This is a genomic window from Solirubrobacter soli DSM 22325 (assembly GCF_000423665.1).
Classification (GTDB): Bacteria; Actinomycetota; Thermoleophilia; order Solirubrobacterales; family Solirubrobacteraceae; genus Solirubrobacter; species Solirubrobacter soli.
Map to the genome: position 1 here is coordinate 345,839 of NZ_KE384069.1, position 25,066 is coordinate 370,904.

Consider the following 25,066-nt stretch of genomic DNA (forward strand, 5'->3'; position numbering starts at 1 on the left):
TCTTTCGCGGGTGTTCCTGACCTCCTTCCGGGTCGCCGACGACGTCGAGAAGGAGGCGCTCCTCGACAAGCTCCTGCCGCTCTTGCCCGCAGGTGTCCACGAGGATGGCTTCGTGCTGTCGATCTTCACCGGCGTCCCTCTGGAGCGGTCGGTGATGGAGGCGGCGTGCGGGGTGGCGCTCACGGGGTGGACCGTCGAGGAGGTGCCGGCCGACTGGCGTGCGCGGCGTGCGCGGCTCGGCTCCGGCGGGGTGATCGTGGGTGGGCGCGTCTCGATCCGCTCGCCGTGGGACCCCTCGCCGCCGGAGGGTGTCATCGACGTCGTGGTCGAGCGGCGCGGCAGCGCGTTCGGCTCAGGCTCGCATCCGACGACGCAGATGTGCGTCGCGCTGCTGCTGGAGCTGGACGCGTGCGGCGGCGCGGCCGATCTCGGCTGTGGCGTCGGGACGCTGGCGATCGCGGCGGCGAAGCTCGGCTGGGGGCCGGTCGTGGGGGTGGACCGGGTGCCCGTGGCGATCGACGTCGCGCGCGAGAACGTCGCGCGCAACGGCGTCGCGGTGGACTGCTGGGTGGCCGATCTGGCTCAGGACGCGGTCCCGCTCGCCCCGCTGCTGCTCGTCAACGCACCGCCTCCGGTGCACGCGCGCGTGGCGGAGTCGATCACGGGCGAGGTCCGGCACGTGATCGTGTCCGGGATCGTCGCCGAGGAGGTCGAGGCGGTGCTCGCGGGCTACCACGCGGCCGGCTTCGAGGCGGCGAACGCGCTCGGGACGGAGGACGAGTGGATCGCACTGCGCTTGAGCTGCTGAACCCGGACCGCGCGGCCGTCGAGGGCGCGGCGCTGGGCCAGCTGGCGTGCGAGCTGCCGGGCGGTGGGCTGCTGATCACCGCGTCGCGGCTGGTCGAGTTCGGCGCGCGGGCGGCGATCCTGTACGCCCCGGGCCTCTTCCGCCTGGACTTCACGCCACGCGAGGAGACGCTCGGGCTCTACCCGAAGGCGTTCGTCGAGGACGCCGAGTGGCGCGCGAACGAGCAGACCTGGGACGGCTACCGCGATCCCGCGGGCCCGGCCCCGATCGAGCTGATGGGGATCTTCGGCTCGATCGGGCTCCAGGCGTGGATCCACGTGCTCTCATTCACGGAACGGGACGCCTTGGCCACGCACTTCGTGGCCAAGGCGGAGATCCGTTCTACGGCGCCGTAGTGCTCAGTGTGAAGGTGAGCGTCTTGGCGTAGCTGCCGGTGCGTAGCGCCTCGTTGGCACCGATGCTCTGCGTGGCGGCGAGCGTCAGCGGGTCGTTGCTGATCGGGGCGGCCCAGCTCTTGAGCGGGGTCGGGTTGCTCGCGCCGCTCACCGGCTTGCCCTCGATCTGCAGCGGCTGCGCGAGGGCGAAGCTGCCGTTGACGAGGCGACCCGTGGCGGTGGCGCTCGGGTCGTGGACCGTGAGTGTGGCATCGCCGGCGGTACTCGTGACGACGCCGGTGAGCGTTGCCGCGTAGTCCTTGGCGAGCCCGGGGGTGAAGGCGCCGAAGCTCGCCGGGTTCAGGCTCAGCGCGAGCGTCGCCGGGACGTTGCCGCTGACCGGCGTGTCCACGCTCGTGGCATCGACCGTCGCCGCCAGGAAGCGATACGAGCCGCTGCCGACCTCGTAGACCGCGTCGCCGTTCGTCGTGCCCTTGTAGGTCACGCCGGGCTGGGTGTTGGCGGGCTTGCCGGACTCGAGTGCCTGCTGTCCGTCGGCGAGCGGGACGTGGACCTCGGCGCGCGTGTTGACCGGCAGGTCGACGTCGATGCTCAGGCGGCCGGCGGCGTCACGGCTCCAGCTCGTCTTCGCCTCGCCGTAGCTGGTCTTGACGGCGCTTCCGGCGCTCCTCAATTCCCCGACGGCGGGGTCGACCAACTGCGTCTTGTAGCCCGGGTCCTTGGGAGCGAGGCCGCCGACGTCGTCGTAGAGCCAGTCGCCGATCGAGCCGAGCCCGTAGTGGTTGAACGAGTTCATCCCGGCGTCCTGGAGCGAGCCGTCCGGGCGGATGCCGTCCCAGCGCTCCCAGATCGTCGTCCCGCCACGGCTGAGCATGTAGCCCCAGCTCGGGTAGGAGTCCTGGGTGAGGATCTTGTAGGCGAGGTCGCCGCGGCCTCCGTCCTGCAGGACATTGAGCAGGAACGGGGTGCCGAGGAAGCCGGTGCTCAGGTGGTTCCCGCGGCCGCTGACATCGAGCGCCAGGCGGTCGAAGGCCTGCTGCTCGAGGTTGTCCGGGACGAGGCCGAACTTGAGCGCGAGCACGTAGCTGGTCTGGCTGCCGGAGCCGACGGTGCCGTCGGCACGCACCCAGCGGTTCACGAACGCGCTCTTGATCTGGCTGTAGAGCGATGCATACGTGGCGGCGTCCTCGTCCTTGCCGAGCGCTTGCGCGGTCTGGCGGACGATGTCGGTGCTGTAGGCGAAGAACGCGGTGCCGATGAAGTCCAGCGGCGTCGAGCCGTCCGGCGCCAGCCAGTCGCCGTAGCCCTGGTTGGGGCGGATGAGGTTGGAGCTGTTGGCCTTCAGGTACGCGATCCACTTCGTCATCGCGTCGTAGTTGGCGGTCAGGATGCGCGGGTCGCCGTAGCGGCGGTAGAGCGCCCACGGCAGCACGGTGCCGGCATCGCCCCAGCCCGCCGTGCCCTCGCCGCAGCAGGTGACGGGGGCGACGTCCGGGAAGGCGCCGTTGGTGTTCTGGGAGTCGCGGAGCGTCTGCAGCCATTGCCCGAGGTAGTTCGAGGCGTCCTCGTTGAACGCTCCGGTCGAGGCGAACGCCTGGATGTCACCCGTCCAGCCGAGGCGCTCGTCGCGCTGGCTGGCATCGCTCGGGACGCCGAGGAAGTTCGAGTGCTGGCCCCAGCGGATCGCGGACTGGATGCTGTTGACCAGGGCGTTGGAGGACGTGAACGTGCCGTAGTCCGGCAAGTCGGAGCTGACGACGCGGCCCTCGAGGCTGTCGACGGTCCCGCCGGTCACCTCCACGTAGCGGAAGCCGTGGTAGGTGAAGCGCGGTTCGTAGGTCTCGGTGCCGCTTCCTCGGAGCGTGTAGGTGTCGGTCTGCTGCGCGGAGCGGAGGTTGGTCGTGTAGAGCGTGCCGTCGCCGTTGAGGAGCTCGCCGAAGCGCAGCCGGAGCTTCGTCCCGGCGGCGCCGTGGGTCGTGATCTTCGCCCAGCCGGCGAAGTTCTGGCCGAGGTCATAGATCGTCGTGCCGGCGTTCGGGTGGGTGACGGCCTTGAGCTGGAGCGTGTCGATCACGCGGATCGGCGGCGCCTGGCTGGGCTCGACCGCCATCGTCTCGTTGCGCTCGACGGCGCTGGGCCATTGCGCATTGAACCCCGGCTGGTCCCAGCCGGGCTTGTCCGCGCGGGCGTCGTAGGTCTCGCCGTCGTAGATGCCGGTGGTCTGCAGGCCGCCGCGGCCGACCTGCCACGTGCCGTCGGTGGCGATGCGGGTGGAGGTGCCGTCCGCGTACGTGATCTTCAGTTGCGCGAGCAGCGCGGGGTTCGTGCCCCACTTCTTCCCGCCCTGCAGGCGGGTGCTGTACCAGCCGTCGCCGAGGATCGCGCCGATCGCGTTGTCGCCCTGCTTGACCAGGCTCGTGACGTCGTAGGTCTGTGACGGCACGCGCTTGGAGTACTCCGTCCAGCCCGGTGCCAGGACGGCGTCGCCGACCTTGGTGCCGTTGATGTGGACCTCGTACATGCCGAGCGCGGAGACGTACAGGCGGGCACTCGCGATCTGCTTCGCGGCGCTGAAGTCCTTGCGCAGGTACGGGCTGGGCTGGGGCGGGAGGGAAACGTTCGAGCCCCACGGGCCGCTGCCGTACGTGGCGAGCTCGCGCGCGGGCGTCCACGCGTTGTCATCGAACGCGGGCTGCTCCCAGCCGGCGGGTCCGGTGGTGCTCGTCTTCCAGGAGTTGTTCGTGTCGAAGGTCGCGCTGTCGGTCTTCAGGCGGGCGATGAAGCCGCCCGGCGTCTGCGCGCCGTTCTGATTGAGGCGGTTCTTGACCTGGACCGCGATCGTGTTCGCGCCCGGCTTGAGCAGGCTCGTGACATCGAGCTGGATCGCCTTCTGCCAGGCGTTCTCGTCGGCGTCGCGGGTGGCCTTGGTGTCGATCACCTGGGTGCCATTGACGAAGATCGCGGCTTCGTCGTCGACCGTGAACAGCAGGCGGGCGTCCTGCGGCGCGTTCGCGAGGGTGAAGGTGGAGCGCAGGTAGCGCGTCAGCGCCGGCATGTTGTTGACGGCGTCGTCGTTCGTGTACCAGATCCACTTGTCGCCGCTGAAGTTCAGCGTGTCGGCGGGTGCGGCGATCCACTTCGCGGTCCAGTCCGCGCGCTGCAGCAGGCCGGTCTCGACGGTCGCGGGCGCGCTATAGGCGGAAGGCTGGCCCGTCTCGTCCCACGCGCGGACCTTCCACGTGTACGCGGTGCCGGAGTCCAGTGCGGGCCCGCCGTAGGGCACGTTCGCCGAGGCGGTCGAGTGCACCTCGCCGCTGTCCCAGATGTCACTCCCGTCCTTGGAGACCACGACCTGGTAGGCGGACTGCTCGCGGCCGCGGCCGTCGCCGTGGAGCGTCCAGGCGAACGAGGGCCGCGCGTCTCCCAGGCCCAGGGGGTTGGTTTCACGGTCCGCGGTGAGACCGGTGACGGTCAGCGGAGCGGCCGCGGCCGTGGACGGCACGACGAGCGCAGCGACCAGCGCCGCGCCGACGAGTGCGCGTGAGAACAATTTCTCTCCTCCCTGCGTGAACTAAACGCTTGGAGCGTACAAAACGACCACAAACGAACGCAAACGACAACCGTCGCCGATGTACCGTCTCTGACATGGACGTGGGGGCGCTTCTCGATTGGTACGCGGGCGTGCGGCGGCCGCTGCCGTGGCGGTTCACGCGCGATCCCTACGCGCTGCTCGTGTCGGAGGTGATGCTCCAGCAGACCCAGGCGCTGCGGGTCGTGCCGTACTACGAGCGCTGGCTCTCGCGGTTCCCGGACGTGGATGCGTTGGCCTGCGCCCCGGTCCGCGACGTGCTCGCGCTGTGGAGTGGGCTCGGCTACAACCGCCGCGCGCTCGCCTTGCAGCGGGCGGCGGGGGTCGTTGCCGAGTCGGGCTGGCCTCCGGATCTGACGACGCTGCCGGGCGTCGGGCCGTACACGGCCGCGGCGGTGTCGTCGTTCGCGTGGGACGTACAGGTCGCCGCGGTGGACACCAACGTGCGGCGCGTGCTCTCGCGCCGCGACGGGGTGGTGCATTCTGATCGCGAGTCGGCGGCGCGCGCCGCTTCGCTGCTGCCGGCCGGGCGGGCGGCGGAGTTCAACCAGGCGATGATGGAGCTCGGCGCGACGGTCTGCCGCCCGCGGACGCCCGTGTGCTCTGACTGTCCCGTCGCGGCCGGGTGCCACGGGCCGCTGCCGGATGCGCCGCGCCGGCGGGCGTCCGTCCGCTTCGAGGACACCGACCGCTGGGCGCGCGGGCGCGTGCTCGCGGCGCTCTTGGAGGGGTCTGAGCCGCCGGTCTCGGGCGCGCGTCTGGAGCGCGCTCTCGTGGGCCTGGAGCGCGACGGTCTCATCGTCCGCTCCCCCGACGGCTCCGCCCAGCTTCCGTGAGCGCCGACGCTCCCTATCCTGAGCGATCGTGGACCGGGACCGCATCGAACGCCGCGACTTCCCCACCGGCCGCCGCGGCTACGACCCGGCGGCGGTGGACGAGCACCTCCGCCGCGTCGCCGACGAGTTCGAGGCGCACGTCCAGGCGCCCGCCCCGTCCCTCGCCGCGAGCACGTCCGAACAGGTCCGCCTGATCCTCGAGGCGGCCGAACGCGGCGCCGCCGACATGCGTGCCGCCGCCGGCGCCGAGGCCTCCGGCCACGTCACCCGCGTGCAGGACGCCGCCGACGGCATGCTCGCAAAGCTCAACGCGCTCGAGGCCGAGCTCAACCGCCTCGTCGGCGCGCTGCGCGAGTCGGGCGAGCGCCTCGTCGCCGGCCTCAACGACCTCCAGGAGCAGGCCACCTCGCTCCCCACCGCCGCCGACACTCCCGCGACGCCCGCACCCGCCGCCGACACGCCGGCCGCGCCCGCCGACGTCGCGCCGCCGCCCGCCGACGTCGCGCCACCGCCCGCCGACGTCGCGCCACCGCCCGCCGACGTCGCGCCGCCGCCCGCCGACGTCGCGCCGGCGCGCGCCACGCCTGCGGCCGACACTCCCGCCGCGCCCGCCGGCGACTCGCCGCCGCCGGCCGACGACCCGCCCGCGCCCGCCGGCGACGCGTCTCTCCACGACTCGCCGCCCCTCTCCGCGCCCGACGCGCCCGACTGGCCCGTCCCGGCGGCCGACACGCTGTTTCCCGAGGAGCCGCAGCCCGAGCCCGAAGACGCGGGCGCGCGCCTCATCGCCCTCAACATGGCCCTCGCCGGCAGTCCACGCAAGGACACGCGCGCGTACCTCGCCGAGCACTTCGACCTCCCCGATCTCGAGGCGCTCCTCGACGACGTCTATGCGCGGGCCGGCGGATGAAGGAGCTCGAGGAGCTCCGCAGGCGCGCGGGTGAGATCGCCGACCTGTCCGGGATCGGCGGCCTGCTCCTGTGGGATCAGAACACGATGATGCCCCCGGGCGGCGCCGACGCGCGGGCGGACCAGTTCGAGGCGCTCGAGCGGATCGTCCACGACCGGATCACCGACCCACGGCTGGGCAAGCTCCTCGACGCCCTGGAGCCGTACGAGGCCGAGGCGGACCCCGAGTCCGACGACGCCGCGCTGATCCGCAACCTCCGGCGCGACCACCGCAAGGCGGTCAACGTCTCAACGGACCTCGCGGCCGAGATCGCGACCGCCAACGCGCACGCGCAGCAGGCCTGGATGGCCGCCCGCGAGAAGGGCGACTTCGCGCTCTTCCAGCCGGCGCTCGAGAAGGTCCTCGAGCTCAGCCACTCCTACATCGCCTGCTTCGACAACGCGGGCTTCGCCCACCCGTACGACGTCCTGCTCGACGACTACGAGCCGAGCCTCACCACCGCGGAACTGCAAACCCTCTTCAGCACGATCCAGCAGGAACTCGTCCCGCTGGTCTCGGCCGCCGCGGCGGCGGGGGAGGACGGGAGGGTCTTCCCGGGCCACTTCGCGCAGAACGACCAGAAGGCGCTGGCGACGGAGCTGCTCGCCGCCGTCGGGTTCGACTCCGAGCACTGGCGGCTGGACCCCTCCGTCCACCCGTTCGCGCGCAGCATGGCCCACACCGACGTCCGCCTCACCACCCGCTGGGAGGAGGACGACCTCGCGATGGCGCTCTACAGCTGCCTGCACGAGTTCGGCCACGGCCTCTACGAGGCGCAGATGGACCCCGCGCACTACCGGACGACGCTCAACGAGGCGACCGGTCTCGGCGTCCACGAGTCGCAGTCGCGCCTCTGGGAGAACCTCGTCGGTCGCTCCCAGCCCTTCTGCGAGTACGCGCTCCCGCTGCTGCGCAAGCATCTCGCCGGCCCGTTCAACGCCATCGAGGTCCCCGAGCTGTACCGCAACGTCAACCAGGTCCGGCTCTCCCTGGTGCGGATCGAGGCGGACGAGACGACGTACAACCTCCACATCGCGCTGCGGTTCGAGCTCGAGCTCGCGCTGATCGAAGGGCGGCTGGCCGTCAAGGACCTGCCCGACGCGTGGAACGAGGCGACCCACCGGCTCCTCGGCCTCGAGACGTCGACCCTCAAGGAGGGCGTCCTGCAGGACATCCACTGGGGCACGGGGATGATCGGCTACTTCCCGACCTACACGATCGGGAACCTGATGGCGGCCCAGCTGTGGCGCGCCCTTGAGACCGACCTCCCGGACATCGACGCGACCATCGCCGCCGGCGACTTCGCCCCGCTCCGCGAGTGGCTGCGCGAGAACATCCACCGCCACGGCCGCAAGTTCACGTCGCGCGAGCTGCTCCAGCGCGTCACGGGGGAGGAGCTCCAGGTGGAGCCCTTTCTGTCGTATCTCGAGACGAAGTTGCTGGACGCCGGGCTGCTTTCTGCGCCCGTACGAGTTCCTCGCTCGTAAGTCATAGGACCGTTCCACCGATAGCTCGCGCACTTCTGTGAAGGCGGGCTACACGAAGCACTCATTCACCCGACGTTTGCCGTAGACTTTCGTCGTGCTGGCTGACATAAGTCGGTTACACGAGGAGAGGAACACATGCGGGGAGACCGGAGGGTGCGTGTGGCGATCGCCGCTGCGCTGTCGGCGGGCGCGCTACTCGCGACCGCGGGCGCTGCGCAGGCACAGCGCCCGGCGAACCTGGGCGAAGGTGCGCCCGTAGGCCAGAGCGGCGTTCAGCTCTACAACTTCAGGGATTACCTGAGCGGAGGAACCGGAGAGATCCTCTGTCCGGCGTCACCGACGCCGCCGACGCCGTACTGCGTACCGACGCTGCCGGCCAACAACGTCAACGCCCGCCTGGAGCGGCTGTTCGCGTTCCTGCAGGCGCAGGGCATCAAGAACGTCGAGCTCTACGGCTATCCGGGCAACCCGTTCCCGAGCGGCTCGAGCCCGCAGGGCAACCGGCAGGGCCTGCTGGACCTGCGCGCGCTCGGCGACAAGTACGGCCTCCGCTTCCCCGCCCGTCACGGCAGCCTCAGCGAGAGCACCTGGGACGGGGAGATCGCGGCCGCGAAGATCCTCGGTCAGGAGATGGTCGGCGAGGGCGGCACCGGTGGTGCCGGCAGCCTCGGCAACCTCTCACAGACGCTGGCGACCGCGGCCCAGCTGAACAAGCTCGGCAAGCGCTCGGTCGAGGCCGGCGTCGGCCCCGCGTACTTCCACAACCACAACAGCGAGTTCTCCACCCGCTTCAACGACTCCAACGGCCAGCTCAAGAGCGCGTGGGAGATCGTGATGGACAACACGGACCCGCGCTACGTCGTGGGGCAGATCGACATCGGCTGGGCCGTGTGCGGTGCCTCGGGTCACGCGACGCCGTCGGATCCGGCGGTCGGCGCGACCTACGTGAACCAGATGATCCAGAAGTTCGGTCGCCGGGTCATCTCGTTCCACGTCAAGGACATGGCCGCGGGCGGCATCAAGCCCGACTGCGGCGACGGCGATCAGCGCACGATCGGCAAGGGCGTCATCAACTTCGCCCCGCTCTTCACGTCCGCCAAGGGCAAGACGAAGTACTACTTCGGCGAGCGCGACCCCGTCGGGCTCGGCGGGGCGACGAACTTCAACCCGTTCACGAACGCCGCCGAGGGCGCGGCGGCGATGAAGGCCGACCCGGCTCCGTCGCTGAAGGCCTTCCCGCAGCTGTTCTCCTCGGTGCCGAAGGGCACGCCCGCGTCGGCGAACCAGCAGCCGGTCAAGATCACGAATGACGGCGACGCGCCGCTCGTGATCGCAGGCGGCGCCAACGCGATCCAGATCGAGGCCGACGCCGCGGACGGCGGGGCCGCCACGGCCGCGGACTTCGCCGTCGTGAGCGAGAACTGCCGCGGCAAGTCGCTCGCCCCCAACGCGAGCTGCACGATCAACGTCGGCTTCAAGCCGACCCGCACCAACTACACGTCCGTGGCCCGGCTCGTCATCGACTCCAACAGCGACGACGCCGTCGAGCGGGTCCTGCTCACCGGCACTCAGACGCCGCCGAAGGTGCTCGTGTTCAGCGGTCCGTCGGACGCGACGATCGACGCCGGCGTCAACGCGATCAAGGACCTCGGCACCGCCAACGACTTCGCGGTCGACACCGGCTCCGACGCATCCGTCTTCACCGCGGCCAACCTCGCGAACTATCGCGCCGTCGTGTTCCTCAACAACGCGGGCGACCGCCTGAACGCGGCGCAGGAGACCGCCCTGCAGGGCTACATCCAGGGCGGCGGCGGGTTCGTCGGCATCGGCTCGGCGGCCGAGGCCGAACCGAGCAACAGCTTCATCACCGGCCTGATCGGCGCCCGCCCGGACGCGGCGAGCCCGACCACCGCCTCCGACCAGGTCGTCGTGTTCGGCGACCGCGTCCATCCCGCCACCAAGGGCCTGCCGCTCGAGTGGACGCGCAACGACATCTACTACCGCTGGACCACCCGCCCCACGGGCACGGTCCACACGCTCGCCCGCCACCGCGCCGTCGGCGCGGCGGCCGGTGACGGCACCACGACGGGCGGCACCGACTGGCCGATCTCCTGGTGCCGCGACTACCAGGGCGGCCGTTCCTTCTACACCGGGATGGGCCGCACCGCGGCCGGCTACGGCCAGGCCGACCTCAAGAAGCACCTGCTGGGCGCGATCCAGTGGGCCGGCGGCCTCGTTCGCGGCGGCTGCAAGGCCACGATCATGTCCAACTACTCGACCGAACGCCTCGTCAGCGCCGCGTCCGGTGACCTGACCGCCAGCGGTGAGTCGCACGGCGTGTCGCTGGCCAACAACGGCTGGGCGATCTACATCGGCCGTGCCGACTGCCGCACGAACGCCGAGCGGGGGAAGATGGTCGGGCTCGCGTCGCAGGCGCAGATCCTGGACTTCGCCAACCGCAACGTCGGCGTCGGCTGCGGCACGATCCACATCCTCGATCCGAAGGCCGTCAACGGCACCGTCAACTCCGGGGTGACGCAGGCGGCGGTGCTGCCCGTCTACGGCGATCGCGGCGGCGGAAACGAGGTCAACGGCAAGATCGAGACGGGCCTGCTCGGCGTCGCCGCGGCGCCGGACTTCGCCACGACGGGGCACATCTACCTGCAGTACGTCCCGACGTTCAACCCGGACAACCCGGTGCATCCCGGCATGGCCGACGGCGACCAGCGCCGGATCACGAAGATGGCCCAGGCGCGCATCTCACGCTTCACGGTCAATCTCAACACCAAGAAGATCGACCTCGACTCCGAGGTCACGATCTTCAACTACGACCTGCAGATCTGGAGCTGCTGCCATCAGGGCGGCGGCATGGCCTTCGACTCCGAGGGCAACCTCTATGTGACGGTCGGCGACGACAACTCGTCGCAGTCGACCAACGGCTACTCGGGCAACTACCAGCCGCAGCGCTGCCCGACGGGCGACCCGACGCAGGCGACCAACACGCACTGCGGAGCCAACAACGTCGCGTTCAACGACGCGCGCAGAACCGCCGGCAACACCAACGATTACAACGGCAAGATGCTGCGCTTCAACCCGATCGACAACCTGGCGGACGGGTCGAAGCCGGCGGTCGGCGTGGGCACCACCTACACGCTGCCGACCGCGAGCTCGCCGAACGGTCCGAACCTGTTCGACGGCACCGAGGGCGGCGGCGGCAAGGCCAAGCCCGAGATCTACGCGATGGGTCTGCGCAATCCGTCGCGGATGACGATCGATCCGGTCACCGACGTGCCGTATGCCGCGTGGGTGGGCCCGGATGCCGGCTCGCCGTCGGCGACGCAGGGTCCGTCGACGTATGAGACCGCCACGCAGCTGCCGACGGCCGGCAACTATGGCTGGCCGTACTGCATGGGCAACAAGCAGGCCTACCGCGATCGCATCGCGGACGGCTCGCTGCGCACGACCAACACCACCGGCTATGTGACCGGCGGTCCGGCGAGCGCGCCCACGAACGGTTGGTATGACTGCAACAACCTCGTCAACGACTCGACCAACAACACCGGTCTGGTCACGCTGCCGCACGTCACGGGCACCGGCAAGGACGCGGGCACGGCGCATTCCAACAACGTCTGGTACAGCCGCGGCAACCCGAACAACAGCAACGGCTGCCCGCAGTTCCCGCGCGAGCAGGGCGCCAACAACGCTCCCAACTACGGCTCGACGTCGCCGACGCAGCTGTGTCCGTACCTGACCGCCTCCGGCGCGACGGTGTTCACGGGCCCGGTCTACCGGTACAAGGAGGGCGCGGACAACTCCGCGCGCTGGCCGAAGTACTGGGACGGCCGCTGGTTCCTGAACGACTTCGGCAACAACAGCGCCAAGCACGCGCTGCTGCTCGATCCGGCGTCCGACCAGGACGGCTCCCAGCCGATCTACGCGGACTCCTTCCGCGGTTCGCTCCCCTGGGGCGCGAACTACATGGACTCCAAGTTCGGTCCGGACGGCGCCCTCTACGTGCAGGTCTACGAGGGCTTCTTCACGACCGGCTCGGGCGCCGGCCTGTACCGCTTCAAGTACACCGGCGGCCCGGACACTCCCGGCCCGGACCTGCAGTGGACCTCGACGGCCACGGCGCGGACGGTCCAGTTCTCGGCCGGCGCCTCAGGCGGCGTCGCCTACGAGTGGGACTTCGGGGACGGTGAGACGGCCGCGGGGACCAACCCGCTGCACGCCTACGCCGCGCCCGGCGCCTACACGGCGAAGCTGACGGTGGTCTATGCCGACGGTGAGCGCGCGACGCAGACGTTGAGCGTCCCGGTCTCCGACGACACGGCCGCCCCGACCACGACGGTCCAGCTCAACGACGCCACGCCGGCCGCCACCTACACGGCCGCCGTGAAGGTCGGCCTGCGGGCCAACGACGGCACCGGCGGCGCCGGCGTCGAGTGGACGGAGTACCGGATCGACGGCGGGTCCTGGACGCGCAAGGACAACACGGCCAACGCCTCCCCGTTCGTGACCGAGTTCACGGTCGGCGACGAGGGCTACCACACGGTCGAGTTCCGCTCCCGCGACAAGGCGGGCAACGTCGAGTCGCCGATCGGGACGGTCACGTTCGCCATCGACCTCCCGGGCGGTGGCAACGGCGGCTGCTCGGCGCAGTCGGATCAGTTCAACGGCTCGGCCCTGGACCCGAAGTGGCAGATCGTCAACCCGCTCGCCGGCAACCCGCCGACCGTGGGCAGCGGGCGTCTGACGATGCCGATGGTGCAGGGCGACCTGTACACGAACACGGGCAACGCGCAGGCGCTGATGCAGGCCGTGCCGAGTGGCTCGTGGGTCGCGACCGCCAAGGTCGCCCACGCGACGATCAACGCCGACGGCCGGGCGGCCGGCCTGGCGCTGATCAACACGCTCAACCCGAACTACCTGCTCAAGACGACGGTCCAGTACAAGACCGACACCGATCCGAACACGGCCGGCAACCAGCCGGGCAAGTGGACGGAGCGCGTGCTGACGGCCAACAACGCGTCGGTCGTCATCCCGCCGGCCACGGTCCCGTGGCCCAACTCCGGGGCGCTCAACACGAGCGGTGAGTTCATCTGGGTGCGCTTCGTCTACGACGACGCGGCCAAGACGATCACGACCTGGTCCTCGACCAACGGCACGACGTTCAACTCGTTCGGCGCGCCGATCTCGGTCACGCAGTACCTGTCCCAGCCGGGCGGTCTGCGGGTCGGCGTGTTCACCAAGCACGACGCGGGCGGCACCGACGACATCGCGCAGTTCGACGCGTTCAACGTGGTCTCGTCCTCGGATCCGCAGATCCCGGGCGACGACTGCGGCGGCGACGGCTCGTGCCCGCAGACGGACGAGTTCACCGGCTCCACGATCGACCCGAAGTGGTCGCTGGTGAACCCGATCACGGGCGCGAACCCGACGGTGGCCAACGGCCGCCTGGTCGTCCCGCTCCGCCAGGCCGACCTGTACGCGGCGACGGGCAACGCCCAGCTGCTGCTGCAGCAGGCCCCCGCGACGGGCTCGTGGACCGCGACCGCGAAGGTCGTGCACTCGGGTCTGACCGCGGATGGCGAGGCGCTCGGGCTCGGGCTGATCAACAGCTTCAGCCCGAACTACTTCGTCAAGGCGACGGTGCAGTACAAGAACGACACCGATCCGAACACCTCCGGCAACCAGCCGGGCAAGTGGGCGGAGCGGGTGCTGACCGCCAACGGGTCGGCGATCACGCTGCCCCCGGCGACCGTGCCGTACCCGAACTCCGGTGCGCTCAGCACCTCCGGGGACTACATCTGGGTTCGGCTCGCCTACGACGACGTGGCCAAGACCCTGAACACGGCGACGTCGACGGACGGGGTCACGTTCACGACGTTCGGCGCGCCGATCTCGACGACGCAGTACCTCAACCAGCCGGGCGGCTATCGCATCGGCGTGTTCGGCAAGCGCGACGGCAACTCGGCGAACAAGAACGTCGAGCTCGAGTCGTTCACGCTCGAGACGGCGGACTGCGGCGGCACCGGCGGTGACACGACGGCGCCGAGCACGACGAACGTGCTCGACCCGACGACGCCCAACGGTGACTCCGGCTGGTACAAGGGCGACGTCAAGGTCACGCTCAACGCGACCGACAACAACGGCGGCTCGGGGGTCGACAAGACCGAGTACCGCACCGCCGGCGCCTCGACCTGGACGGCCTACACGGCCCCGTTCACGGTCAGCACGGCCGGGACGACCACGATCGAGTACCGCTCGACGGACAAGAAGGGCAACGTCGAGTCGACGCGGACGGTGACGTTCAAGATCGACAAGACGGGCCCGGCGACCTCGGCCAAGCTCAACGGCTCCGATCCGAAGGCGACCTACACCGGCGACGTCGCGGTCGACCTCGACGCGACGGACGCGACCTCGGGCGTGAAGGCGACCGAGATCCGCGTCGACGGCGGCGACTGGAAGCCGTACGTGGAGGAGGAGACGATCCTCAACACGGAGGCCGATCTCGCCAAGTGGGCGCAGGCCGGTCCGGGCAAGCTCACCTGGAACGCCGCTGACGGCGGCTTCTTCCGCCCGTCCGGCGGGCTGGGGATGCCGTGGTATCCGGTCAAGGACTACGGCGACTTCGTGATGAAGTTCCAGTGGCGTGACTCGGCCACGGGTACGAACGGGAACGGTGGCGCGTTCGTGCGCTTCCCGAACCCGGCCGAGGCCGTGACGCGGACCGCCGCGAACCGGTTCCCGTGCCAGGTCGGTTCGGCCCAGACCGATCAGGCCTGGGTCGCGATCTACTGCGGTCACGAGATCCAGATCAACGACTACCAGTCCGACGCGCAGAAGACGGGCTCGATCTACAACTTCTCGCCGCTCAACGCCACGCAGGCGAAGGTCCAGCCGCGCGGTACCTGGGTGGATTACGAGATCAAGGTCGTCGGTCAGACCTACACGATCAGCCGCAACGGGGAGGTCCTGCAGACCTTCCAGAACACGCCGGGCAAGACGTCCTCCCGGTCCGGTGACCCGTCGACGACGGATCGCCAGTTCACGCGCGGCTACATCGGCCTCCAGAACCACTCGGATGCCGACGTCATCGACTACAAGAACGTCCGCGTGCTCTCGCTCGACGCCGGCTCGGTCCAGGGCCCGGTGAAGGTGACGGGCAACGGCGCGCACACGGTCGAGTACCGCTCGACGGACGTGGCGGGCAACGTGGAGGCGACCAAGAAGGTCGACTTCACCATCGGCACCGCGGACACCGTCGCGCCGGTGACGACCAGCGCGCTCACCCCGGCCTCGCCGGGTGCGGGCGGGACCTACAACGGTCCGGTCAGCGTCCAGCTGTCGGCCACCGATCCGGCGCAGGCCGGCGGGGGCGGGGGCGCGCCGAAGACGGTCGACGCCAACGCGTTCGCCGACCACTGGGAGCCGAACGCGCTGACCGCGACGGTCGGCGACACCGTGCGCTGGAACTTCCCGACGGCGACGGCGGGCACGGTCCACGACGTGTGGATCATCAAGCCCGGCGAGTCGGCGACCAGCGACGGCACGCGCCTGAGCAACAACGACACGGGCAACATCGTCATCCCGGGCGGCCCGCCGGTGACCTCGGTCGTCGACGCGGCCGGGACGTACACGTTCATGTGCAAGATCCACTCGCACAAGGGCACGGACGGCTGGGAGGGCATGGTCGGCAAGGTCACCGTCACCGCGGGTGGCGGCTCGACCCCGGGCTCGGGCGTGGACTACACCGAGTACCGCGTCAACACGGGCGGGGCGACCGGCGAGTGGGTCCGCAAGGACAACACGAGCTCGGCGAGCCCGTTCGTGACGACCGTCGGCGTGTCCGCGGTCGGTTCGCACGTGGTCGAGTACCGCTCCAAGGACAAGGCCGGCAACACCGAGGCCACCAAGTCGGTGGCGTTCTCGATCCAGGCGCCGGGGGCGGGTGACTCCGAGGACGCCGACGTCAACGCGGACGTGCCGCTGGTGATGTCGCTCGAGTTCACCGGGGCGGCGACCGTCGGCCCGCTGGTCCCGGGCGTCGCGAAGGACTACACCGCGTCGCTGGCGGCGAAGGTGACGTCCAGCTCGCCCACCACGGCGTTGAGCGCGGTGGATCAGAGCACGAACGCTCCGGGCCGCCTGGTCAACGGCACCACGGCGCTCCCGCAGCCGCTGCAGGCCGCCGCCGGTGGGGCGTTCGCGCCGATCGGCGGCACGCCCACTGTCCTGAAGTCCTGGACCGGGCCGCTGGCCAACGACCCCGTGACGGTCGAGTTCAAGCAGCCTGTCGCTGCCACCGACAAGCTGGTCGCGGGTCACTACAGCAAGCGGATCACGTTCACGCTGTCGGCGACCACGCCGTAGCTCGCTGACGCAATTCCCGGTCCCTGCGGGTTTCGCCGCGGGGACCGGGCGTGCGTCTTCGGACGCACGAACACGCGTTCGACTGTTCCGTCCGCGCTGGTCATAGACTGAGAGGCAGACTTATGTCCTCTCGTCAGAACTCCATCGTCGTCTCGGGCGCCCGGGAGCACAACCTCAAGGACGTCACCGTCGAGCTGCCGCGTGACTCGCTCGTCGTCATCACCGGGCTGTCCGGCTCCGGCAAGTCCTCGCTCGCGTTCGACACGATCTACGCCGAGGGTCAGCGCCGCTACGTCGAGTCGCTGAGCGCGTACGCGCGCCAATTCCTGGGGCAGATGGACAAGCCGGATGTGGACTCCATCGAGGGTCTGTCGCCGGCGATCTCGATCGATCAGAAGACGACGTCGCGCAACCCGCGGTCGACGGTCGGCACGGTCACGGAGATCTACGACTACCTGCGTCTGCTGTGGGCGCGGATCGGCAAGCCGCACTGCTTCAACTGCGGGCGGCCGATCGCGGCGCAGTCGGCGGAGCAGATCATCGACCAGATCATGGGCCTGGAGGAAGGCACGCGGTTCATGGTCATGGCGCCGATCGTGCGCGGCCGCAAGGGCGAGTACGGCAAGCAGCTGGCCGAGCTGCGCGGCGAGGGCTTCACGCGCGTCAAGGTGGACGGCGAGCTGCGCCAGCTCGAGGAGGAGATCGTCCTCGACAAGCGCTACAAGCACGACATCTCGGTGGTCGTGGACCGTCTGGTGATGCGGCCGGAGCTGCGCAAGCGCCTGGCGGATTCCGTGGAGACCGCGGTCGCGCTGGCCGACGGCATCCTCGAGGTGGAGACCGTTCCTCGCGACGGTGAGCCGGAGATCTTCACGTACTCCGAGCGCTTCGCCTGCCTGCATTGCGGGATCTCCATGCCCGAGCTCGAGCCGCGCTCGTTCTCGTTCAACGCGCCGCATGGCGCCTGCCCGCGCTGCACCGGGCTGGGCTCGATGATGGAGATCGACCCCGAGCTCGTGGTGCCGGACCCGTCGCTCTCGATCAACGAAGGCGCGATCTTGCCGTGGTCCTCAGGGGCGACGGGCTACTACGAGCAGATCGCGCAGGCGATCGCCGAGCGCTACGAGGTCGACGTCGACTCGGCGTGGGAGGACCTCCCGGCCGAGGTCCAGAACCTCTTCCTGTACGGCACCAACGGCGACAAGCTGTACGTGACGTACCGCAACCGGATGGGTCGCAAGCGGTCGTACATGACGACCTTCGAGGGCATCGTCCCGAACCTCGAGCGCCGCTACAAGGAGACCGACTCCGACTGGTCGCGGGAGAAGATCGAGGAGTACATGTCGATGCGGCCGTGCCCGGAGTGCAACGGCGCGCGCCTGCGGCCGGAGTCGCGGGCGGTCAAGGTGGGCGGCATCCCGATCCACGAGTTCACGGCGTTGAGCGCCAAGCGGGCGATCGAGTGGATGGACGGGCTCGAGCTCTCCAACCAGGACCGCGCGATCGCGCGGCTGATCCTGCGCGAGATCGACGAGCGCCTGCGGTTCCTGGACAACGTGGGCGTCGGGTACCTGTCGATGGAGCGGGCGTCGGCGACGTTGAGCGGCGGCGAGGCGCAGCGGATCCGGCTGGCGACGCAGATCGGGTCGTCGCTGGTGGGCGTGCTCTACATCCTCGACGAGCCGTCGATCGGCCTGCACCATCGCGACAACGAGCGGCTGATCAAGACGCTGGAGCGGCTGCGCGACCTCGGCAACACGGTGTTGGTCGTCGAGCACGACGAGGACACGATGCGCGCCGCCGACTACGTGGTCGACATGGGTCCCGGCGCCGGTGAGCACGGCGGGCATGTCGTCGCGCGGGGCACGGCGGAGGAGATCATGGCCGTCGAGCAGTCGCTGACCGGGCAGTTCCTGGCGGGAACGCGGCGGATCGAGCCGCCCGCGGTGCGGCGCAAGCCCTCGGCGTACGTCGAGATCATCGGGGCGTCGCAGCACAACCTCAAGAACGTCGACGTCAAGATCCCGCTCGGCGTGTTCTGCGCGGTGACGGGCGTGTCGGGCTCGGGCAAGTCGACCCTGGTCAACGAGATCCTCTACAAGGCCGTCGCGAACAAGCTGCACCGCTCGCGGATGCGGCCGGGCGCGCACAAGCGCCTCAAGGGCCTCGAGCACCTGGACAAGATCATCTCGGTCGACCAGTCGCCGATCGGCCGCACGCCGCGGTCGAACCCGGCGACGTACATCGGGCTCTTCGACATCATCCGCGACCTGTACTCCAAGACGCAGGAGGCGCGGGCGCGCGGGTACAAGCCGGGCCGGTTCTCGTTCAACGTCAAGGGCGGTCGCTGCGAGGTCTGCCGCGGCGACGGCCAGATCAAGATCGAGATGCACTTCCTGCCGGACATCTACGTCCCGTGCGAGCAGTGCCACGGCAAGCGGTACAACAAGGAAACGCTGGACATCCGGTTCAAGGGCAAGACGATCGCCGACGTCCTCGACATGCCCGTCGAGGAGGCGCTCGAGTTCTTCGCCCACGTCCCGAAGATCGCCCGCCGCCTCCAGACCCTGCAGGACGTCGGCCTGAACTACATGCGGCTCGGCCAGCCGGCGACGACGCTGTCGGGCGGCGAGGCGCAGCGCATCAAGCTGGCGAGCGAGCTCGCGAAGGTCGCGACCGGCCGCACCCTCTACATCCTCGACGAGCCCACCACGGGCCTGCACTTCGCCGACATCCAGAAGCTGCTGGAGGTCCTCCAGCGCCTGGTCGACCAGGGCAACTCCGTCGTCGTCATCGAGCACAACCTCGACGTGATCAAGACCGCGGACCGCATCATCGACATGGGCCCGGAAGGCGGCGAGGAGGGCGGCACCCTCATGGCCGCCGGCACCCCCGAGGACATCGCGAAGGTCGAAGCGTCCTACACGGGCCGCTACATGAAGGACCTCACGAAGCCCTCGGCCAAGCCAAAGCCGCCGGCCCGCAAACGCGCGCCCCGCAAGGTCGCCGCGGCGGCCTGACCCGGCGCGGCGCCACGCCGCGCCGCGGTCAGTTCGTCGCGACGGCGGGTTCGGCGGCGACGGCGGTCCGGCGGCTCGGGCGCAGGATGACCACGGCGAGCACCAGCGCGGCCAGCACGAGCGCGGAGGCGACCTCGAACGCGACGCCGTAGCCGTCGACGAGGGCGGCGGCGCTGGTCGCGGAGCCGGTGCGGTTCTCGGCGACGGTGGCGAGGATCGCCAGGCCGAGCGCGCCGCCGACCTGCTGGGTCGTGTTCACGAGGCCCGACGCGAGGCCGGAGTCCTCGGGTGCGGCGGAGGACATCGCCAGCGTCATCAGCGCCGGGAAGGTCAGGCCGCCGCCGATGCCGAGCAGCACCATCGCCGGCAGCAGATCGGTGACGTACTGGCCGTCGACCGGCACGCGCGAGAGCAGGAACAGGCCCGCCACGATCGAGGCGAGCGCGGGGATCAGCACGTTGCGCGCCCCGAAGCGTGCGTTCAGCCGCGCCGAGAAGCCCAGCGACAGCACGCCGATCGACAGCGAGATCGGCAGGAAGGCGGCGCCGGTGCGGACGGCGTCGTAGCCGAGCACCCGCTGCAGGTACAGCACGGCGAGGAAGAACACGCCGAGCATCCCCGCGATCATCAGCATCTGCACCAGGTTCGCGCCCGCGACGTTGCGGGAGCGCAGGACGCGGAGCGGGAGCAGCGGGCGGGCGGCGGTCGCCTGGCGCCAGACGAACGCGGCCAGCAGCGCGACGGCGACGACCGCCAGAACCAGCGAGCGTGCGTCGACGATCGTGTAGACGCCGAGCATCAGCGCGCCCGTCACCAACACGGCGCCCGGGACGTCGGCGCCGGCGCGCAGGCCGAGACCCCGCTCCGGAGCGATCCAGCGCGCGCCGAGCACGAACGCCAGCACGCCGATCGGCACGTTGACGAAGAAGATCCAGTGCCACGTGAGGGCCTGCGTCAGGACGCCGCCCGCGAGCAGACCGATCGACGCGCCCGCCGAGGCGACGAACGAGAAGACGCCGATCGCGCGGCCCTGCTCGCCCGGCTCGGGGAACATCGTCACGATCATGCCGAGGATCACGGCGGAGCTCAGCGCGCCGCCGACGCCCTGGATGAACCGCGCGGCGATCAGCATCTCGGGCGAGCCGGAGAGCCCGCACAGCAGAGAAGCGAGGGTGAAGACGGCGAGGCCGGCGAGGAAGATCGTGCGGCGGCCGATCAGGTCGCCGAGCCGGCCGGCGAGCAGCAGCAGACCGCCGAAGGCGATCAGGTAGGCGTTGATGACCCACGCCAGACCTGACGCGGAGAAGCCGAGGTCCGACTGGATCGTCGGCAGGGCCACGTTCACGATCGTCTGGTCGAGGATCACCATCAGCATCCCCGCGCACAGGACGACGAGGGCCAGCCAGCGCGAGTCGCGAGTTGAAACGGTCATACGAGGGACCGTAGCAGATGATCTAGAACTAGACGATCTACTTTCAACCTAAAGGGGTCAGGCCCCTTTAGGTTGCCCGCGGGCGCCTCACGGGCTGCACGCACTGCGGCGGGTGGGCGAGCCGCTCGTCGACGAGGCGCCGGAGCGCCGAGGCGAAGACGTCGCGCTCGGCCTCGGGCAACGAGGCGAGGACGTCGGCGAAGATGCCCTGGACGAGATCGTCGCCGTCGTTCGCGAGCTCGCGCCCGGCGTCGGTCACGGCGATGATCCGCGCGCGCCGGTCGTTCGGGGCGGGGCGCCGCTCGACGAGCCCGCGCTTCTCGAGCTTGTCGACCGTGACGACCATCGTCGTCTTGTCGAGCTGGCAGAGCTCGGCGAGCTGGATCTGCGTGCGATCGGCTTCGAGCGCCTTGATCAGCACGCACTGCTCGCGAGGGGAGAGTCCGAGGTGCTCGAGCCGGGCGGTCAGCTCCGTCTGGAGCGAGTGCGCGGCGGACGAGAAGAGGAACGCGAGATCCGGTGTCCGCTCAACTATCGCCATGACACCGAGCGTAGCAGCGATTGGTCCGCGACGAGATCATCCCGCCGCGGACCAATCGGAGGCGCAACTATCCGCCGAAGCGGCCGCGCAGCGCCTGGACGTTCGCGACGTACTTGGCGGTGTCTTCGAACACGCCGCGCGAGCGCAACGCGCCGAGGCCCTGGTAATAGGCGGCGATCGCCTGCGACTCGTTCCCGCCAGTCTGGTTGAGCAGCGACTTCAGGTACAGGACGCCGGCGGTCACGTTGTCGGTGGCCGAGTACGGGTTGAGCTGGCGGCCGGCGAGGTTCTTCTGCACGTAGTCCCACGTGCCGGGCATGACCTGCATGACGCCGCGGGCGTTGGCCGAGGAGACCATCGCGTTGTTGAAGCCGCTCTCCTGCCAGGCGATCGCGGTCGCCAACGAGGGGGAGACGCCGTGGGCGGCGGCGACGGACTGGACGTCGGACGCGCCGACGCGTGACGCGGTGGGCTCAGGCGCCGCGACCGGGACGACGGTCGCGGTCGGTGCGGGCTGCGAGGCGCGCGCGGGGGCGGGCGCGCCGGTCGGCAGCTTGATCACGGTGCCGGCGATGAGCAGGCCGGCGGGATCGAGGCCGTTCATGGCGGCGATCGCGCCCACGGACACGCGCGCACCCGCGGCGAGGCCCGACAGCGTGTCGCCCACGCGGACCGTGTAGCCGCCCATCGGGGCTGGGGCGGACGAAGCAGGAGCGGCGGCCGGCGCGGCAGAGGTGGCGGGCGCGGCGGCCGATGCGGAGGTGACGAGGCCGGCCTTCTGGAGCGCGGCGTAGCCCTCGACGGTGCTCGGGACCTGGATGGTGCTGCCGAGCACGACCTGCGAGCTCTCGGAAAGGCCGTTGAACGCGGCGACGGTGCGGGTGGTGAGGTTGTTGGCGGACGCGATCGACCACAGCGTCTCGCCTGGCTGCACGACGTGCGGCACGGCGGCGCTTGCAGGAGCGACCAACAGCATGGCGAATGAAACTGCGAGTAGCGGAGTACGACGAAACACGTAGCCTCCCAGCGAAGTGTCTGACTGACCCGCAGGCTGCCCCGACCGCGGCGCGATTGCTAGCGCTGCGCGCGCGGTTACGTGAACGTGCATGGAATCTTCCCTTCGCGACGACCTCAAGCTCTGGGCGCAGAAATGGCGCTGGTATGAGCGCAATTCGCTCCCGCACAACCGGGCCCGGATCCACTACGAATTCGCTCGGCGCCGTGCTTTCGCGCGCTGGCCGCTCCACGGCAACGTCCTCGAGATGTTCGCCGAGGGAAGATTGGAACTCGGCGAACACGTGCTGCTCGAGCCCAATGTGTGGCTGACCGCCGCCGCGCCAGGAAGGATTCGCATCGGCGGCGGCACCTTCCTGAATCTGGGCGTTCAGGTCGCCGCGATGGACCTCGTGGAGATCGGCGAGCACTGCATGTTCGCCAACGGCTCCTTCGTCACGGACGCCAACCACCGCTTCGACGACCTCACGCAGCCGATCACCTGGCAGGGCTTCACGACGAAGGGCCCGACCCGGATCGGCGACAACGTCTGGTGCGGCGCGAACGTCGTCGTCACGAGCGGCGTGACGATCGGCGAGCGCTGCGTGATCGGCGCCAACAGCGTCGTCACCACCGACATCCCGCCGTTCAGCATCGCGGCGGGCGCACCCGCCCGCGTGATCAAGGCGATCAGGCCTTCGTCAGCATGATCTTCAGGGCCAGCACCACGGCGGCCGCGAACACCAGCAGGAAGAACGCCGACAGCGCGCCGTAGGCCACGCACGCCCCGGAGGCGCCTGAGCGCCGCGCCTGCGCCGAGCGGCTCGCGCCCAGCACCACGAACGAGTACGACGCGGTGATCCCCACGCCCGCGACGAGCGACACGGCGATCACCTCGAGGATGTCGCCGATCATGCGGTCACCGGCTCGGGGGCATGGCGCATCCGCCACGCCGCGAACGCGCCCAGCCCGACCAGCAACAGCGCGGCGACCACGATCGGCCCGGCAGAGCCTTCGCCGAACATCCGCACGATCGCGTACGTCAGGGCGCCCACAGCGGCCGAGCAGGGCAGCGTCAGCACCCACGCCACCACGATGTTCCCGGCCACGCCCCAGCGCACCGCCGAGAGCCGCTTCGCCGCGCCCGCGCCCATGATCGCGCCGCTCATCACCTGCGTCGTCGACAGCGGGAACCCGACGTGCGACGCCGAGAGGACCACCGCCGCACCCGCTCCCTGCGCCGCGAACCCCTGCGCCGAATCCATCTTGATGATCTTCGAGCCCATCGTGCGCACGATCCGCCACCCGCCCACATACGTCCCGAGCGCGATCGCGGACGCCGACGAGACGACGACCCAGGTCGGGATGTCCGCGTCGGGGCTCATGTTCCCGTTGGTCACGAGCGCCAGGAAGATGATCCCCATCGTCTTCTGCGCGTCGTTGGTGCCGTGCGACAGCGAGAACAGCGCGGTGGTCGCCAACTGCCCGAGCCGGAATCCGCGCGAGACGACCCCCGGCGACTGGCGGCCGACGATCCGGTAGGCGATCAGGATCGCCGCGCCGGCGGCGACCAGCGCCAGCACGGGAGCGACCAGAGCGGGGATCGCGACCTTCTCCACGAGCCCGTTCCAGTTCACCGCCGAGGCGCCCGCGGAGGCGAGCGTCGCACCCACCATCCCGCCGATCAGCGCGTGCGAGGACGATGACGGCAGCCCGAACCACCACGTGGTCAGGTTCCAGGCGATCGCGCCGATCAGGCCGGCGAAGACCGTCAAGAGCGTCACCGAGGTCGAATCGACGATCCCCTTGGCGATCGTGGCCGCGACGGCGAGCGACAGGAACGCGCCGACGAAGTTCAGGCTCGCCGACATCGCCACGGCGAAGCGGGGGGAGAGCGCGCGCGTGGACACCGCCGTCGCGATCGCGTTGGCGGTGTCGTGGAATCCGTTGGTGAAGTCGAACGCGAGGGCGGTCCCGACGACGATCAGGAGAACGAGGTCGGAATGCACTAGCGGTTCTTGATGATGATGTCCGACACCGTGTTCATCGCCGCCTCGGTGGCGTCGATGGCGTCCTCGAGACGCTCGTAGATGTCCTTCCAGCGGATCACCATCATCGGGTCGATCCCGTGGTTGAACAGCGACGCGACGGCCTCGCGCAGGATGCGGTCGCCCTCGCTCTCGAGCCGGTTGACCTCGACCTGGATCGCGCGGATGTCCTCCAGACGGCGCAGCGCCGGGATCGCGCTGTTGACCTTCTTGACGGCGTCATGGAGGACGTGCGCCATCCGCTGCGACTGATCCGTCGGCGCCTCGATCTGGAACAACCCGAGGAAGTCGGCGATCTCCTCGATGAAGTCGACGATGTCGTCCACCGCGGAGGCGAAGGCGATGATGTCCTCGCGGTCGAACGGCGTGACGAACGTCTGATTGAGCCGCTGGATGATGTCGTGCGTGATGCGGTCGCCCTCTTGCTCGCAGACGACCACATCGCGCAATGCCTCACCGTGGTCGGGCCAGTGCTCGAGCATGTGCTCGAGCAGCCCGGCCGCGCGGACGGCGTTGTTCCCCGCCTCCTCGAAGAGGTCGAAGAATTCCCGTTCCTTGGGCGCGAAGAGATGCGAGAGCCGACTCATCGCGC

The 25,066-nt window shown here is 69.9% G+C and carries 15 protein-coding genes; 8 read left to right on the plus strand and 7 right to left on the minus strand.

All coding sequences use genetic code 11. From position 1 onward, the window contains the following. Positions 1–10: 10 nt before the first annotated feature. Together G569_RS59380 and G569_RS0131185 are read left to right on the plus strand one after the other, a co-directional pair. A complete protein-coding gene (locus G569_RS59380) occupies positions 11–808 on the plus strand; it encodes a 50S ribosomal protein L11 methyltransferase (RefSeq protein ID WP_053227234.1) in 798 nt (265 codons plus the stop codon). Continuing rightward, positions 781–1,203 carry a hypothetical protein gene (locus G569_RS0131185; protein ID WP_028066322.1) on the plus strand — a complete coding sequence of 141 codons (423 nt, stop codon included), beginning with the start codon at positions 781–783 and terminating at the stop codon, positions 1,201–1,203. Before G569_RS59380 ends, G569_RS0131185 begins: the two co-directional genes overlap by 28 nt. Here G569_RS0131185 and G569_RS53090 read toward each other — a convergent pair. Beyond that, the gene (locus G569_RS53090) at positions 1,190–4,753 is read right to left on the minus strand and encodes a family 78 glycoside hydrolase catalytic domain (RefSeq protein WP_053227235.1); all 3,564 of its coding nucleotides are present in this window, start codon (positions 4,751–4,753) and stop codon (positions 1,190–1,192) included. The genes G569_RS0131185 and G569_RS53090 overlap by 14 nt on opposite strands. Positions 4,754–4,848: 95 nt before the next feature. Here G569_RS53090 and G569_RS0131195 point away from each other — a divergent pair, with 95 nt between their 5' ends. The 5 genes from G569_RS0131195 to uvrA all read left to right on the plus strand — a co-directional run bounded on the left by G569_RS0131195 (position 4,849) and on the right by uvrA (position 19,460). Continuing rightward, positions 4,849–5,628, plus strand: a complete 780-nt coding sequence (locus G569_RS0131195; RefSeq protein WP_028066323.1) for an HhH-GPD family protein — start codon at positions 4,849–4,851, stop codon at positions 5,626–5,628. Between the two features lie 28 nt (positions 5,629–5,656). Then, positions 5,657–6,538: a DivIVA domain-containing protein gene (locus G569_RS0131200; RefSeq protein WP_028066324.1), complete on the plus strand. Its 882-nt coding sequence runs from the start codon at positions 5,657–5,659 to the stop codon at positions 6,536–6,538. After that, on the plus strand, positions 6,535–8,064 hold the full coding sequence (locus tag G569_RS0131205) for a carboxypeptidase M32 (RefSeq protein WP_028066325.1): 1,530 nt from the start codon (positions 6,535–6,537) through the stop codon (positions 8,062–8,064). The genes G569_RS0131200 and G569_RS0131205 overlap by 4 nt, the downstream gene beginning before the upstream one ends. A gap of 159 nt (positions 8,065–8,223) precedes the next feature. Continuing rightward, positions 8,224–16,440, plus strand: a complete 8,217-nt coding sequence (locus G569_RS59385; RefSeq protein WP_053227236.1) for an OmpL47-type beta-barrel domain-containing protein — start codon at positions 8,224–8,226, stop codon at positions 16,438–16,440. A gap of 122 nt (positions 16,441–16,562) precedes the next feature. Further along, positions 16,563–19,460, plus strand: coding sequence for an excinuclease ABC subunit UvrA (gene uvrA / locus G569_RS53100; protein WP_037500376.1), 2,898 nt, complete (start codon positions 16,563–16,565; stop codon positions 19,458–19,460). A gap of 28 nt (positions 19,461–19,488) precedes the next feature. Here the strand turns inward: uvrA and G569_RS0131220 are convergent, their stop codons facing one another. The 3 genes from G569_RS0131220 to G569_RS0131230 all read right to left on the minus strand — a co-directional run bounded on the left by G569_RS0131220 (position 19,489) and on the right by G569_RS0131230 (position 22,409). After that, positions 19,489–20,892 (minus strand): DHA2 family efflux MFS transporter permease subunit, encoded by a 1,404-nt coding sequence (locus G569_RS0131220; protein ID WP_028066326.1) that lies wholly within the window; start codon positions 20,890–20,892, stop codon positions 19,489–19,491. 67 nt (positions 20,893–20,959) lie between these two features. Next, positions 20,960–21,433, minus strand: coding sequence for a MarR family winged helix-turn-helix transcriptional regulator (locus tag G569_RS0131225; RefSeq protein ID WP_028066327.1), 474 nt, complete (start codon positions 21,431–21,433; stop codon positions 20,960–20,962). A 67-nt stretch (positions 21,434–21,500) separates the two neighbouring features. Continuing rightward, on the minus strand, positions 21,501–22,409 hold the full coding sequence (locus tag G569_RS0131230) for a lytic transglycosylase (protein WP_169542285.1): 909 nt from the start codon (positions 22,407–22,409) through the stop codon (positions 21,501–21,503). A gap of 130 nt (positions 22,410–22,539) precedes the next feature. Here G569_RS0131230 and G569_RS0131235 point away from each other — a divergent pair, with 130 nt between their 5' ends. Then, on the plus strand, positions 22,540–23,136 hold the full coding sequence (locus tag G569_RS0131235; protein ID WP_028066329.1) for an acyltransferase: 597 nt from the start codon (positions 22,540–22,542) through the stop codon (positions 23,134–23,136). On the opposite strand, the gene G569_RS0131240 is transcribed toward G569_RS0131235, so the two are convergent. From G569_RS0131240 to G569_RS0131250, 3 genes are read right to left on the minus strand one after another with little or no spacing between them, the layout of a single operon-like run. Beyond that, positions 23,117–23,341 carry a hypothetical protein gene (locus G569_RS0131240; protein ID WP_028066330.1) on the minus strand — a complete coding sequence of 75 codons (225 nt, stop codon included), beginning with the start codon at positions 23,339–23,341 and terminating at the stop codon, positions 23,117–23,119. The two genes, G569_RS0131235 and G569_RS0131240, sit on opposite strands and share 20 nt — an antisense overlap. Next, complete coding sequence (locus G569_RS53105; RefSeq protein ID WP_053227237.1) at positions 23,338–24,435, minus strand: inorganic phosphate transporter; 1,098 nt, start codon at positions 24,433–24,435, stop codon at positions 23,338–23,340. Before G569_RS53105 ends, G569_RS0131240 begins: the two co-directional genes overlap by 4 nt. Continuing rightward, a complete protein-coding gene (locus G569_RS0131250) occupies positions 24,435–25,061 on the minus strand; it encodes a DUF47 domain-containing protein (RefSeq protein ID WP_028066331.1) in 627 nt (208 codons plus the stop codon). Before G569_RS0131250 ends, G569_RS53105 begins: the two co-directional genes overlap by 1 nt. Positions 25,062–25,066 lie beyond the last annotated feature (5 nt).